Annotated in this window: 13 protein-coding genes; 5 read left to right on the top strand and 8 right to left on the bottom strand. The window is 59.2% G+C overall.

From position 1 onward, the window contains the following. Positions 1–8: 8 nt before the first annotated feature. The 6 genes from cysG to ACI77H_RS08215 form a co-directional block, all read right to left on the bottom strand. The gene (gene cysG / locus ACI77H_RS08240) at positions 9–1,403 is read right to left on the bottom strand and encodes a siroheme synthase CysG (RefSeq protein ID WP_407011406.1); all 1,395 of its coding nucleotides are present in this window, start codon (positions 1,401–1,403) and stop codon (positions 9–11) included. After that, entirely contained in the window at positions 1,404–2,684 is a 1,281-nt protein-coding gene (gene serS / locus ACI77H_RS08235) for a serine--tRNA ligase (RefSeq protein WP_407011405.1), read from the bottom strand. Between the two features lie 15 nt (positions 2,685–2,699). Beyond that, on the bottom strand, positions 2,700–3,074 hold the full coding sequence (gene crcB, locus ACI77H_RS08230) for a fluoride efflux transporter CrcB (protein WP_407011403.1): 375 nt from the start codon (positions 3,072–3,074) through the stop codon (positions 2,700–2,702). Next, on the bottom strand, positions 3,074–4,396 hold the full coding sequence (locus ACI77H_RS08225) for a replication-associated recombination protein A (protein ID WP_407011401.1): 1,323 nt from the start codon (positions 4,394–4,396) through the stop codon (positions 3,074–3,076). The genes crcB and ACI77H_RS08225 overlap by 1 nt, the downstream gene beginning before the upstream one ends. 166 nt (positions 4,397–4,562) lie before the next feature. Beyond that, positions 4,563–5,186, bottom strand: a complete 624-nt coding sequence (lolA, locus tag ACI77H_RS08220) for an outer membrane lipoprotein chaperone LolA (protein ID WP_407011400.1) — start codon at positions 5,184–5,186, stop codon at positions 4,563–4,565. Between the two features lie 66 nt (positions 5,187–5,252). After that, positions 5,253–7,661 (bottom strand): DNA translocase FtsK, encoded by a 2,409-nt coding sequence (locus ACI77H_RS08215; protein ID WP_407011399.1) that lies wholly within the window; start codon positions 7,659–7,661, stop codon positions 5,253–5,255. 296 nt (positions 7,662–7,957) lie between these two features. Between ACI77H_RS08215 and trxB the strand changes: the two genes are divergently transcribed. The 4 genes from trxB (at position 7,958) to infA (ending at position 10,746) form a co-directional block, all read left to right on the top strand. Further along, a complete protein-coding gene (gene trxB / locus ACI77H_RS08210; RefSeq protein ID WP_407011398.1) occupies positions 7,958–8,917 on the top strand; it encodes a thioredoxin-disulfide reductase in 960 nt (319 codons plus the stop codon). Between the two features lie 65 nt (positions 8,918–8,982). Continuing rightward, positions 8,983–9,663: a leucyl/phenylalanyl-tRNA--protein transferase gene (aat, locus tag ACI77H_RS08205; protein ID WP_407011396.1), complete on the top strand. Its 681-nt coding sequence runs from the start codon at positions 8,983–8,985 to the stop codon at positions 9,661–9,663. A 56-nt stretch (positions 9,664–9,719) separates the two neighbouring features. After that, positions 9,720–10,427 carry an arginyltransferase gene (locus ACI77H_RS08200; RefSeq protein WP_407011395.1) on the top strand — a complete coding sequence of 236 codons (708 nt, stop codon included), beginning with the start codon at positions 9,720–9,722 and terminating at the stop codon, positions 10,425–10,427. 100 nt (positions 10,428–10,527) lie between these two features. Beyond that, the gene (gene infA / locus ACI77H_RS08195) at positions 10,528–10,746 is read left to right on the top strand and encodes a translation initiation factor IF-1 (RefSeq protein ID WP_002553999.1); all 219 of its coding nucleotides are present in this window, start codon (positions 10,528–10,530) and stop codon (positions 10,744–10,746) included. A gap of 238 nt (positions 10,747–10,984) precedes the next feature. Here infA and clpA read toward each other — a convergent pair whose 3' ends face one another. After that, on the bottom strand, positions 10,985–13,255 hold the full coding sequence (clpA, locus tag ACI77H_RS08190; RefSeq protein WP_407011394.1) for an ATP-dependent Clp protease ATP-binding subunit ClpA: 2,271 nt from the start codon (positions 13,253–13,255) through the stop codon (positions 10,985–10,987). A 30-nt stretch (positions 13,256–13,285) separates the two neighbouring features. Continuing rightward, positions 13,286–13,648, bottom strand: coding sequence for an ATP-dependent Clp protease adapter ClpS (gene clpS, locus ACI77H_RS08185; RefSeq protein ID WP_046032480.1), 363 nt, complete (start codon positions 13,646–13,648; stop codon positions 13,286–13,288). Between the two features lie 225 nt (positions 13,649–13,873). Here clpS and ACI77H_RS08180 point away from each other — a divergent pair, with 225 nt between their 5' ends. Continuing rightward, entirely contained in the window at positions 13,874–14,152 is a 279-nt protein-coding gene (locus ACI77H_RS08180) for a cold shock domain-containing protein (protein ID WP_407011392.1), read from the top strand. The last annotated feature ends 20 nt before the right edge of the window (positions 14,153–14,172 follow it).

Here is a 14,172-nt window from a genome sequence, read left to right as displayed (position 1 = left end):
TGCGGTGCTCAGACTTGTGATTGAGCCCCTTCAAACCACGCCAGTTTCTTGCGCAATTGCACCACTTCCCCAACGATCACCAGCGTCGGCGCATGTACTTCATGCTCCGCCACCAGCCGTGGAAGGTCGGCCAAGGTGCCGGTAAATACCCGCTGATTGACCGTCGTACCTTGCTGAATCAACGCCGCCGGGGTATCCGCCGCGCGCCCGTGCTTGATCAACTGCTCGCAAATGATCGGCAAGCCCACCAGCCCCATGTAGAACACCAGGGTTTGCGCCGGCGCGACGAGGTCAGCCCACGGCAAATCGGTGGAACCGTCCTTCAGGTGCCCGGTGACAAATCGCACCGACTGCGCGTAATCGCGGTGGGTCAGCGGAATCCCGGCATACGCCGCGCAACCGCTGGCCGCCGTGATGCCTGGCACCACCTGGAACGGAATGCCATGGGCCGCCAGCTCTTCGATCTCTTCACCGCCACGGCCGAAGATGAACGGATCACCGCCCTTCAACCGCACTACGCGCTTGCCCTGTTTGGCCAGGTCCACCAATTGCTGGTTGATCTGATCCTGAGGCACTGCGTGATCGGCGCGACGCTTGCCGACGTACACGCGCTCGGCATCGCGACGGCATAAATCGAGAATCGCCGGCGCGACCAAACGGTCATAGAGCACCACATCGGCTTGCTGCATCAGGCGCAAGGCGCGGAAAGTCAGCAGGTCCGGATCACCGGGCCCGGCCCCGACCAAATACACTTCACCGGTTTTTGCCGGCGGCTCGCCAGCGATTTTCGCCAGCAGCAAACGCTCGGCTTCAGCGCCCTGCCCGGCCAGTTGCCGATCGGCGATCGGGCCCTGGAACACATCTTCCCAGAACGCCCGACGCTGCTGCACATCCGGAAGCAGGCCTTTGACCTGGTTACGGAAACGCGCAGCCAGACCGGCCAGTTGACCGTAGGTGGAAGGAATCCAGGTTTCGATTTTCGCCCGGATCAGCCGCGCCAGTACCGGCGCATCGCCGCCGCTGGAGATGGCAACGATCAGCGGCGACCGGTCGACAATCGCAGGGAAGATCACACTGCACAGGGCCGGCGCATCCACCACGTTGACCGGCACGCAACGCCGATGGGCGTCGGCGGAAACTTGTGCGTTCAGCGGTTCGTCATCGGTGGCGGCAATGATCAGCCCACAGCCGTCCAGATCCGCCTCGACGTAACCGCGCAGCAGGCACTCGCCACCGCTGCCGGCAACGAGTTCGCGCAGTTGTGGTTCGATTTCAGGCGCGACCACCCGCAGCAGCGCACCGGCTTCGGCCAGCAGGCGGGATTTGCGCAAGGCAATCTCCCCCCCACCGACGACCAACACACGACTGCCGCGAAGGTTGTGAAACAGCGGCAGATAGTCCATTTAGCCGATGACCTCAAGGCCACCCATGTACGGTTTCAATACTTCAGGCACGCGGATCGAACCGTCGGCCTGCTGGTAGTTTTCCAGCACGGCAACGAGGGTGCGACCGACCGCCAGACCGGAGCCGTTGAGGGTATGAACCAGTTCCGGCTTGCCGGTTTCCGGGTTGCGGAAACGCGCTTGCATGCGACGGGCCTGGAAATCTCCGCAGTTGGAGCACGACGAAATCTCGCGGTACTTGTCCTGGCTCGGAATCCAGACTTCCAGGTCGTAGGTCTTGATTGCGCTGAAGCCCATGTCGCCGGTGCACAGCGCCAGGGTGCGGTAAGGCAACTCCAGCAGTTGCAGGACTTTTTCGGCGTTGGCGGTCAGGCCTTCCAGCGCTTCCATCGAGGTCGACGGCTCAACGATCTGCACCATCTCGACCTTGTCGAACTGGTGCTGACGGATCATCCCGCGGGTATCGCGACCCGACGCGCCGGCTTCACTGCGAAAGCACGGCGTGTGGGCGACGAACTTGATCGGCAGCAGTTTCGAATCGACGATTTCGCCGGCGACGATGTTGGTCAACGACACTTCAGCGGTCGGGATCAGGTACAGATCCGCTTCGCCTTCACGGGCGATCTTGAACAGGTCTTCTTCGAATTTCGGCAGCTGACCGGTGCCTTGCAGCGCCGGCGCTTGAACCAGGTAAGGCGTGTAAGCCTCTTCGTAGCCGTGCTCGGTAACGTGCAGATTGATCATGAACTGCGCCAGGGTGCGGTGCAGGCGGGCAATCGGGCCGCGCAACAGGGCGAAACGCGCGCCGGACAGCTTGGCGGCGGTTTCAAAGTCCAGCCAGCCGAATTTCTCGCCCAGGGCGACGTGGTCCTGAACCGGGAAATCGAACGCGGTCGGCGTGCCCCAGCGGCGCACTTCGACGTTGCCGTCTTCGTCTTCGCCAATCGGCACGGATTCGTGCGGCAGGTTCGGGATGCCGAGCAGGATCGAATCCAGATCGGTCTGGATCGCGTCCAGCTCGACTTTGCCGGCGCTCAATTCGTTGGCCATGCGCTCGACGTCCGCCATCAACGGCGCGATGTCTTCGCCGCGCTGCTTGGCCTGACCGATGGATTTGGAGCGCGCATTACGTTCAGCCTGCAGTGCTTCGGTGCGGGTCTGGACGGTCTTGCGCTGTTCTTCCAGCGCTTCGATGCGCGCAACATCCAGCGTATAGCCACGGGATGCCAGGCGGTCCGCTACGTCCTGAAGGTTGCTACGTAACAGTTTGGAATCGAGCATGTCGGTCTCTCGTTATCAAAGTTTGGTCAAGGACAGGCCAGCCCAGGTGGCGAGCAGCCCGCCGAATACGCTGATGGCAGCATAGCCCAGGGCCAGCAGCACCTGCCCGCTTTCCAGCAGGCGCACCGTATCCAGTGAAAAGGATGAAAAAGTCGTCAGCCCCCCGAGGAAGCCGACCATCAACCCGGCGCGCACCTCGATCGGCACCTCCGGGCGTATCAAAAACAGACCGTATAGAACGCCGATCAGCAAACAGCCGACGATATTAACGGCCAGCGTCGCGGTATAGAAGTGCCGCGGCCAATTAGCGTTGACCCAATTACCGGTGGCGAAACGCAACAGGGTGCCAGCGATCCCGCCGACGGAAACCGCAACGATCAATGGAAGCACTATTTTCTCCGCTGCCGGGGGCTTAAACGGTCAAGTTGCGCGAGGTGATTGAGCTTCTCGCCGATCTTCAGCTCCAGGCCGCGCGGCACCGGCTGATAGAACGGTTGTGGCTCAAGCTCTTGCGGGAAGTAATCTTCGCCAGCGGCGTAGGCGTCTGGCTCATCGTGGGCATAGCGGTATTCGTCGCCGTAACCGAGTTGCTTCATCAGCTTGGTCGGCGCGTTGCGCAGGTGCAACGGCACTTCCAGCGAACCATGTTCGGTGGCGCTGCGCATGGCCGCTTTGAAGCCCATGTACACCGCGTTGCTTTTCGGCGCGCACGCCAGATACGTGATGGCTTGGGCCACCGCCAATTCGCCTTCCGGACTGCCGAGGCGCTCCTGCACTTCCCACGCCGCCAGGCACAGGCTCAATGCGCGCGGATCGGCGTTGCCGATGTCTTCGCTGGCCATGCGCACCACGCGCCGGGCGAGGTACAGCGGATCGCAACCGCCATCAATCATCCGTGCGAACCAGTACAACGCGCCATCCGGATTGGAACCCCGCACTGATTTATGCAGCGCGGAAATCTGGTCGTAGAACGCTTCGCCACCCTTGTCGAATCGTCGGCGGGTGTCGCCGAGCAGACTTTGCAGCAGATCAACGCCGATTTCGCTGTTGTCTTCGGCGAGGTCCGAGGCGTTTTCCAGCAGGTTCAGCAGACGCCGACCGTCACCATCGGCGGCGGACAACAGCATCTGGAAACCTTCATCGCTGAGGGCAAGTTGCCGTTTGCCGAGACCGCGCTCTTCGGTGAGCGCGCGGTGCACCAGTTTGCGCAGGGCCGCTTCGTCGAGACTTTTGAGCACGTAGACACGCGCCCGGGAGAGCAATGCGTTATTGAGTTCGAACGAGGGGTTTTCCGTGGTCGCGCCGATGAAGATCAGCGTGCCGTCTTCAACGTACGGCAGAAATGCATCCTGCTGCGACTTGTTGAAGCGATGCACTTCATCGACGAACAGGATGGTGCGCTTGCCGTACTGCCCGGCCTGCTGCTTGGCAATTTCCACCGCCTGACGGATTTCCTTCACCCCGGCCAATACCGCCGAGACCGTTTCGAAGTGCGCATCCGAGACTTCCGCCAGCAACCGCGCCAGGGTGGTTTTACCCACGCCCGGCGGGCCCCAGAAAATCATCGAATGCAGGGCACCCTGCTCCAGCGCTTCGCGCAATGGCTTGCCGCGAGCGAGCAGGTGTTCCTGACCGACGTACTCGTCCAGATTGGCTGCCCGCAAACGAGCGGCCAAGGGCTGAGCTATCGGGGCGCTGCGAAACAGGTCCATCACGTACTTTTAAAACCTCGCTGGGTCCTGATGTCAGTTAATCAAGGATCAGACACCACAATCCCTGTGGGAGCGGGCTTGCCCGCGATGGCGTCGGCTCAGTCAACATCGTTGTTGAATGTTATACCGCCATCGCGGGCAAGCCCGCTCCCACAGGTTCTGCGTTTTACTCTTGAATGACGTCCGCGCCTTTCGGGATGTCGAACTTGAACTTGGACGCCGGGATCGGCTCGTTGGCCTTCACGCCGGTGAACAGGAGGTTGGTGCGCTGGCCGACGCTGTCGATCATTTGCATGTCATTCACCAAGCCGTTGCGGAACGACAGGCGCAGGCTGTCGAACAGGGTGTCCTTGGTTTTCGGCTTCAGGGTGAAGTCGATCACGCCACCGGCTTCCTTGGCGCTGATGTCGAAGCTCTCTTTGATCTTGGACACGTCACCAGACAGCAGCAGGGCTGGGGTCTGGCTCAGGCGCAGGTCGAGGGTTTTGATGGTGGCCTGCTGCAAGTCCGGGTCCCACAGGGTTACTTTCTTGCCGTCGGAAACCACAACTTGCTCGGCGGGCGCATCGGTGTGCCAGTAAAACAGGCCCGGGCGCTGCAACGACATTTCGCCGGCAGTTTCCTGCAACTGCGTGCCGCTGCCATCGAGGGTCAGCTGCGAGAAACGGGCGGTCAGGGTCTGGGATTTTTCCAGCAACTGGGTCAGACGCGCCACGTCCTTGTCATCGGCGTGGGCCGAGAGCGTGGTCAAAGCCAGTACCGGCAGCAACAGCATGCGGATAAGACGCATGGGAGTCCTCTTGAATATTCGTGGGATTCGGGTGGCGCGTCACTGCACCACCCTTCTTACTTCAACTCAGTCGCGTACCGGGCCAGGGGCCAGGACTTCACGCGAACCGTTGGTGTTCATGGACGTCACGACCCCGGCCATTTCCATGGCTTCGATCATGCGTGCGGCGCGGTTGTAGCCGATTTTCAACTTGCGCTGAACCGCAGAGATGGACGCACGACGGCTTTCCAGCACGAACTGCACCGCTTCGTCGTACAGCGCATCGGTTTCAGCGTCGTCGTCACCGCCACCACCGCCATTCTCAAAGCCGCTACCGGCCTCTTCGACACCGGCGAGGATGTCATCGTTATATTCCGGGGCGCCGCGCAGTTTCCAGGCTTCGACCACCCGGTGAACCTCTTCATCGGAGACGAACGCGCCGTGAACACGAATCGGCAGACTGGTGCCTGGCGGCATGTAGAGCATGTCACCGTGGCCCAGCAGTTGTTCGGCGCCGCCCTGGTCGATGATGGTCCGCGAGTCGATCTTGCTCGACACCTGGAACGCCATGCGCGTCGGGATGTTCGCCTTGATCAGACCGGTGATCACGTCGACCGACGGACGCTGGGTCGCGAGGATCAAGTGGATGCCGGCGGCACGGGCCTTTTGGGCGATACGGGCGATCAGTTCTTCAACCTTCTTGCCGACGATCATCATCATGTCGGCAAATTCATCGACCACCACAACGATGGTCGGCAGCTTGGTCAGCAGCGGTGCTTCGTCATGAATGCTTTCGCGTTTGTACAGCGGATCGGAAAGCGGCGTGCCGGCGTCCTGGGCTTCCTTGACCTTGGCGTTGAAGCCGGACAGGTTGCGCACGCCCATCTTCGCCATCAACTTGTAGCGACGCTCCATCTCCGCGACGCTCCAGCGCAGGGCGTTGGCCGCGTCCTTCATGTCGGTCACCACCGGGCACAGCAGGTGCGGAATGCCTTCGTAGATCGACAGCTCAAGCATTTTCGGGTCGATCATGATCAGCTTGGCGTCTTCCGGGCCGGACTTGAACAGGATCGACAGGATCATCGCGTTCACCCCCACCGACTTACCGGAACCGGTCGTACCGGCCACCAGCAAGTGCGGCATTTTCGCCAGGTCGGTAATAACCGGCTTGCCGCCGATGTCATGACCGAGGGCCAGGGTGACCGGCGATTTGAAGTTGTCGTACTCGGGGGTCGACAGCACTTCGGAAAAACGCACGATCTGCCGGTCTTCGTTGGGAATCTCGATACCGACGGTGGTCTTGCCCGGAATCACTTCCACTACCCGCACACTGGTCACGGCCAGGGAACGCGCGAGGTCTTTCGCCAGGTTGGATATGCGACTGACCTTGACCCCGGCGGCGGGCTGAATTTCGTAACGGGTAATCACCGGGCCCGGGTGGATCGAATCCACCGAGACTTCGACGCCGAATTCCTTGAGCTTGATTTCCAGCAAGTGACCGACGGCTGCCAGCGACTCCGGGGAATAGTTGAGTTGTTTCTTTTCGGCCGGGTCAAGAATCGAGATCGGCGGCAAGGTGCCTTCGACGGCGCTGTCGACGAACAGCGGCGCCTGTTTCTCTTTTTCTACGCGTTGGCTCGGCGCTGCGGGTTTCGGCGGCGCGGGAGCAATCACCGGCGGCACCTGCTTCTCGCGGTCCGACATGTGCTTGCTCAGGGCTTGCTCGCGCTCGATCAGGCGCTCCTTGACCTTGGCTTGCTCGCGCTTGTCGGTAACGGTCGGCGCGACCACGTCATGCACGCGATCGTCGACTTCACGCAACTGCGCAACCAGCTGCTTGCGCTCGACACGGGCGGCCCACCAGCGGTTGGCAGCGCCCTGGAACAGTTCGAACAGGTCGAGGGTGATCTTGCCCGTGAGGTCCATCACCTTGAACCACGACAGGTCAGTGAACACCGTCAGGCCGAACAGGAACAGTGCGATGAACAGCAAGGTGCTGCCCTGAATGTTCAGTGCATTGCGGGCCAGGTCGCCAAGGCTTTCGCCCAATGCGCCGCCCGCGCCGGCCGGCAGACCGGTCGCGGCATGGAAATGGATGTGGGCCAGGGCCGCGCCCGACAGCACCAGGAACACCAGACCGATCAGGCGCCAGGAGAACAGCCAGCCGCTCCACTGCCACGGCTCATGGCGTTGACGGAAGATCTGGTAGGTCTTGACCGCGAGCAACAACGGGAAGATGTAGGCGAAGTAACCCAGCACCATGAACAGGATGTCGGCGCTGTAGGAACCGGCCGGACCGCCGAAGTTCTGCACGTCGTCGATCTTGCTGTTATGACTCCAGCCCGGATCGTCCTTGCCATAGGTCAACAAGGCCATCATCAGGAACAGGCACAAGGCGCCAATGGCAATCAATGCACCTTCCTTGAGCCGGTAGTGCAAATGCTGGCGCCAGAGTGGAACGACGGCTGGTTTAGGTGCTGCGGTGGATTTCTTCAAAACGCTACTTTTCCTGCGCCTATGGCGCGTCCATCTGTTGAATGACTATAAAAAACTGCCCAATCCAGGCAGGTAAAAAAGTTAACAGGCGCAACTGGGACTACTTTTAACACTGCACTCCGGTTTTTATAAACACGGCGCGCACTGAATATTCAAGTGACCGGCACGCATTGTACGGGTTTGTTCGTACGATGCCATGCTGGCAGGCCATGCATCATGCATAGCTAACGGCCTATAACCTGCGATTCAATTTGAGCACGCATTCTCTTTTGTGACAAAGGCTTATGAGGTGTTTTATGAGCGAATCCAAGCATTGCCGCCTGATCATTCTGGGTTCCGGCCCCGCCGGTTACAGCGCAGCCGTTTATGCCGCCCGCGCCAACCTCAAACCCGTGGTCATTACCGGCATACAGGCAGGTGGCCAGCTCACCACCACCGTCGAAGTCGATAACTGGCCCGGTGACGTCGAAGGCCTGACCGGCCCGGCACTCATGGAACGCATGCAAAAACACGCCGAGCGCTTTGACACACAGATCGTTTACGACCACATCCACACAGCCAAGTTGCAACAACGCCCGTTCGAACTTATCGGCGACGGCGGCACTTATACGTGCGACGCACTGATTATTGCCACCGGCGCGTCGGCGCAGTATTTGGGTCTGCCTTCGGAAGAGGCTTTTGCCGGCAGAGGTGTTTCAGCTTGCGCAACGTGCGACGGTTTCTTTTACCGCAATCAGGTGGTCGCCGTAGTCGGTGGCGGTAATACCGCCGTTGAAGAAGCCTTGTATTTGTCCAACATTGCCAAGGAAGTCCACTTGATTCACCGACGCGACAAGTTGCGTTCGGAGAAAATCCTTCAGGACAAACTCTTCGAAAAAGCCGCCAACGGCAATATCCGATTGCACTGGAACCAGAATCTCGAAGAAGTGCTGGGCGATGCCAGCGGCGTGACCGGCGTTCGCCTACGCGGAAGCCATAGCGGCGAAACCATCGAACTGCCGGTGGCCGGCGTGTTCATCGCCATTGGCCACAAGCCCAACACCGAGCTGTTCGAAGGCCAGTTAAAAATGCGTGACGGTTACCTGCTGGTCAGGGGCGGCAACGAAGGCGATGCCACCGCCACCGAGATCCCCGGCGTGTTCGCCGCCGGAGACGTAGCCGACCACGTTTATCGTCAAGCCGTCACTTCCGCCGGTGCCGGCTGCATGGCCGCACTCGACGCCGAGAAATACCTCGACGACATTCCGACCGTTTGACGGCAAACTTCATGGTGGGCCCACCCGCCCACCTCTGCCCTCCCCCTTCTGTAAGCCCGGATGCCATGCTGACTTGGTTACAACGCAACACCCTGACCTTCCCGCCGCTGGATAAAGCCATGCGCGATCCCAACGGGTTGCTGGCTGCGGGCGGCGATCTGTCCGCCGACCGTCTGATTCAGGCCTATCGCCATGGCTGCTTTCCGTGGTTCTCGGAAGGCCAGCCGATTCTCTGGTGGTCGCCGGATCCGCGCACCGTGCTGTTTCCCGACGAACTGCATGTCTCGCGCAGCCTGAACAAACTGCTGCGCCAGCAACGCTATCAAGTGACCTTTGATCAGGATTTTCCCGCGGTCATTCGCGCGTGCGCTGCACCGCGGGATTATGCCGACGGGACCTGGATCACCGAAGCAATGCAGAACGCCTACCTCGCACTACATCAGCGTGGCTATGCTCACTCGGTGGAGGTCTGGGACCAAGAGGAACTGGTCGGCGGGCTCTACGGCCTGGCGATGGGCCAACTGTTTTTCGGCGAATCCATGTTCAGCCGCGCCGACAACGCCTCCAAATTTGGCTTTGCCACCCTGGTCAAACATCTGAAAGACTCGGGTTTCGTGCTGATCGACTGCCAGATGCCCACCGACCATTTGCACAGCCTCGGTGCACGCGCCATTCCTCGCCGCGAGTTTGCCCGTTACCTGGCGCAGCATCTGGATCAGCCCAACCGCGCCAGCTGGGTTTGCTGAGCGACTTTTGCCCGCGTGGCTTACACTTAATTCAAAGCTTATCCCGAGGGTTGATCATGACCGAGTTGGCGCGTTTGAAGTTTTATGCCACTCAGCCCCACTCTTGCAGTTATCTGCCCGAGGAGCAGGCCACGACGCTGTTCCTCGACCCTAGCCAGCCCATGGATGTGCATGTCTATGCAGACCTGTCTGAAATGGGTTTTCGCCGCAGTGGCGATCATCTTTACCGGCCTCATTGCCAGAATTGCAATGCGTGCGTGCCGGCGCGCATTCCGGTGGCGCAATTTTCGCCCAATCGTCAGCAAAAACGCATTTTCAAGCGCAACGCTGACCTGCAGGTGCGCCCGAACAAACCGAAGTTCAGCGAAGAGTATTTCGACCTCTATCAGCGTTACATCGAACAGCGCCATGCCGATGGCGACATGTACCCGCCGAGTCGTGACCAGTTCTCGACCTTCTTGGTACGTGACCTGCCATTTTCGCGCTTCTACGAATTTCGCCTGGAGGGCCAACTGCTGGCGGTGGCTGTCACCGACTTGCTGCCGAACGGTCTGTCGGCGGTCTACACCTTCTACGAACCCTCTGAAGAACGCCGCAGCCTGGGGCGCTACGCGATCCTCTGGCAAATCGCCGAGGCCCAGAGCCTGGGGCTTGAAGCGGTCTACCTCGGGTACTGGATCAAAAACTGCAAAAAAATGAGCTACAAGACCCAATATCGGCCGATCGAACTGCTGATAAATCAGCGCTGGGTCATCCTGAACTAGAACCCCTTGGCTTAAACCCCATTTTTCGGGCACAATGCACGCCGCTTTTGCCTGGCGCAGTTGCACCGGGCCATTCATTGGACACCGAGGGCTTTACTGCATGTCGAAAGAAGACAGCTTCGAAATGGAAGGCACTGTCGTCGACACCCTGCCCAACACCATGTTTCGCGTGGAGTTGGAAAATGGGCACGTCGTAACCGCGCATATTTCCGGCAAGATGCGCAAGAACTACATTCGTATTCTTACCGGTGACAAAGTGCGCGTCGAGCTGACGCCCTATGACTTGAGCAAAGGGCGCATCACTTACCGCGCTCGCTAATCAAGTCAATACAAAACGCCCGGTTTATGCCGGGCGTTTTTGTTTGTCTGCGATTTGGCGACCCACCAATTACATAGGCGGGAGCGAGCCTGCTCGCGGTAGCGCTGGATCATCTTGCATTGATGTTGAATGTACGGACCTCATCGCGAACAGGCTCGCTCCCACAGGGGATCGGCGTGTGACTGGCAGACAGCAAAAAGGCGCCTTCCGGCGCCTTTTGCTTTATCACGATTTAACGTCAGGCCATTTCCGCCGTGGTTTCGAACTCGAAGGTCAGCTCGCCGTCCTTCAGGTCAATGTGTACCACGCCACCATGGTCAGCCAGTTCGCCAAAGAGGATCTCTTCCGCCAGCGGACGCTTGATCTTGTCCTGGATCAAACGCGCCATCGGCCGAGCGCCCATTGCCGAGTCGTAGCCACCGGCTGCCAGCCAGCTGCGCGCCGCGTCGGTCACTTCCAGCTGCACGCGCTTGTCTTCCAGCTGCGCCTGAAGCTCGGTAAGGAACTTGTCCACCACGCTTTTGATGACCTCATGGCTGAGGCGACCAAACTGGATAATGGTGTCCAGACGGTTGCGGAACTCCGGCGTGAAGCTCTTCTTGATCACTTCCATCGCATCGGACGAGTGGTCCTGATGGGTGAAACCGATCGAAGCACGCGCTGCGGTTTCGGCACCGGCGTTGGTCGTCATGATGACGATCACGTTACGGAAGTCCGCCTTGCGCCCGTTGTTATCGGTCAGCGTACCGTGGTCCATCACCTGCAGCAGCAGGTTGAAGACTTCCGGATGCGCCTTCTCGATTTCATCGAGCAACAGCACGCAGTGAGGCTGCTTGGTGATGGCTTCGGTCAGCAGACCGCCCTGGTCGAACCCGACATAACCTGGAGGTGCACCGATCAGACGCGATACGGTGTGGCGCTCCATGTACTCGGACATGTCAAAGCGAACCAGTTCGATACCCAGCGCCTTGGCCAACTGACGTGCCGCTTCGGTTTTACCGACACCGGTCGGGCCTGCGAACAGGAACGAACCGACAGGTTTGTCAGGCGACTTGAGGCCGGCACGGGACAGTTTGATCGCGGTCGACAGCGAGTCGATGGCGGCATCCTGGCCAAATACCGTCAGCTTCAGGTCACGCTCAAGGTTACGCAGCAATTCTCGATCAGAACTGTTGACGTGCTTAGGCGGAATCCGCGCGATTTTCGCCACGATGTCCTCGACCTGAGGCACTTCGATGCGTTTCACGCGCTTCTCGACCGGTTGCAGGCGCTGGTAGGCACCCGCCTCGTCGATGACGTCAATAGCCTTGTCAGGCATGTGCCGATCATTGATATAGCGCGAGGCCAGCTCAGCCGCTGCACGCAGGGCCTCATCGCTGTACTCGATGCCGTGGTGCGTTTCGAAACGCCCCTTCAAGCCACGCAGAATGCTGATGGTGTCTTCCACCGACGGCTCCGACACATCGACCTTTTGGAAGCGTCGTGCCAAGGCACGGTCCTTCTCGAAGATCCCACGGAATTCCTGAAAAGTGGTCGAACCGATGCAACGGATATCACCGGACGACAGCAGCGGTTTCAGCAGGTTCGAGGCATCCATGACGCCACCGGACGCGGCACCCGCACCGATGATGGTGTGGATTTCGTCGATGAACAGGATCGCCTGCGGACGTTTTTTCAGCTCATTGAGCAACGCCTTGAAGCGCTTCTCGAAATCGCCACGGTATTTGGTCCCGGCCAGCAAGGCGCCCAGATCGAGGGAATACACCACGCTGTTGGCCAGCAGGTCCGGCACCTGGTTGTCGACAATACGCTTGGCCAGGCCTTCGGCAATCGCGGTTTTACCCACGCCCGCCTCACCCACCAGCAGCGGATTGTTTTTGCGCCGACGCGCGAGGATCTGCGCGACACGCTCGACTTCGAGCTCACGGCCTACCAACGGATCGATACGACCCTGGCGCGCGAGTTCGTTGAGGTTGCTGGCATAAGCATCCAGAGGATTGCCTGAAGAAGAAGACTCGCCGCCCTCGTCGTCCTGCATATCTTGCTCACCTTCAGAGTGATCGCCATGCCCCGGCACTTTGGAAATGCCGTGTGCGATGTAGTTGACGACATCGATGCGCGCAACGCTCTGCTGTTTCAGCAGGAACACTGCCTGACTTTCTTGCTCACTGAAGATCGCAACCAGCACGTTGGCGCCAGTCACTTCGCGTTTGCCCGAGCTCTGTACGTGGAAAACAGCACGCTGCAGAACACGCTGGAAGCCCAGGGTAGGTTGGGTCTCGCGATCCTCGTCATGAACGGGGATCAACGGCGTGGTGGAGTCGATGAACTCCTGCAAATCATGCTTGAGTTTGTCGAGGTTGGCGCCGCAGGCACGCAAAACGGTGGCGGCAGCCTCATTGTCCAATAAGGCCAGCAGAAGATGTTCGACGGTCATGAACTCATGACGCTTCGAACGGGCCTCCTTGAAGGCAAGATTGAGGGTGACTTCGAGCTCGCGGTTTAACATAGCTTCACCTCATACCCAAGTGGTCGGCGATTAACCGTCCTTCTCGATTTCACAGAGTAGCGGATGCTGGCTTTCCCTGGCGTACTGGTTGACCTGCATGGCCTTGGTCTCCGCAATGTCGCGGGTAAACACTCCACATACTGCCCGTCCTTCTGTGTGGACGGCCAGCATGACCTTGGTCGCCAGCTCGCGATTCAGGTTAAAAAACACCTCGAGCACTTCGACGACGAAATCCATCGGTGTGTAGTCATCATTGAACAAAACCACCTTGTACATCGGCGGCGCCTGTAAAGCAGGCTTGGCCTCCTGAACAGCAATGCCTGCGGAATCGTCGTCGTGTGAATCAGGGCGATCCTGATTGAATGTTAGTCGAATCTGGCTGATTGCATGCATGGAAAGAAAGGTTCGTCAGTTGTGCGAATACAGTAGTGGGGACGGTCATGAACGATTTCAACACCGAATGCCGGGTCACCTTGACTATCGGCAAAACGGTGTTACAACCAATAGAGCCCACAGTGGGTAAAAAAGGTCCGCGGAGTCAATCTTATTTACAGGATTCGACTGCGGATGTACTGGATGATACTCCAGTGATGGAGTCTGTTGCAGAGGGATATGAGCATGGCAGTCGGCAAGGTGAAATGGTTCAACAATGCCAAGGGATTCGGTTTCATTAACACCGACGCCAGAGAAGGTCGTGACGAGGATGGCAAAGAAATCGACTTCTTTGCCCACTATTCGGCCATTGATATGAATGGATACAAGACCCTCAAGGCCGGGCAGATCGTAACCTTTGATATCGTTCAGGGCCCAAAAGGCCTGCACGCAGTGAAGATTATGGTGGTTGGCGCAAACGAAAAGCCCACATCCGCCACTCAAAAAGAAACGGTGTCGAACTGAAGCAAGCCTTGATCCAGTCA

Origin of the sequence: Pseudomonas sp. O230, from assembly GCF_045447035.1 — a bacterium.
GTDB lineage: Bacteria > Pseudomonadota > Gammaproteobacteria > Pseudomonadales > Pseudomonadaceae > Aquipseudomonas.
Note: the sequence above shows the minus strand (reverse complement) of the source record. Positions and strands in the feature narration are given on the sequence as shown.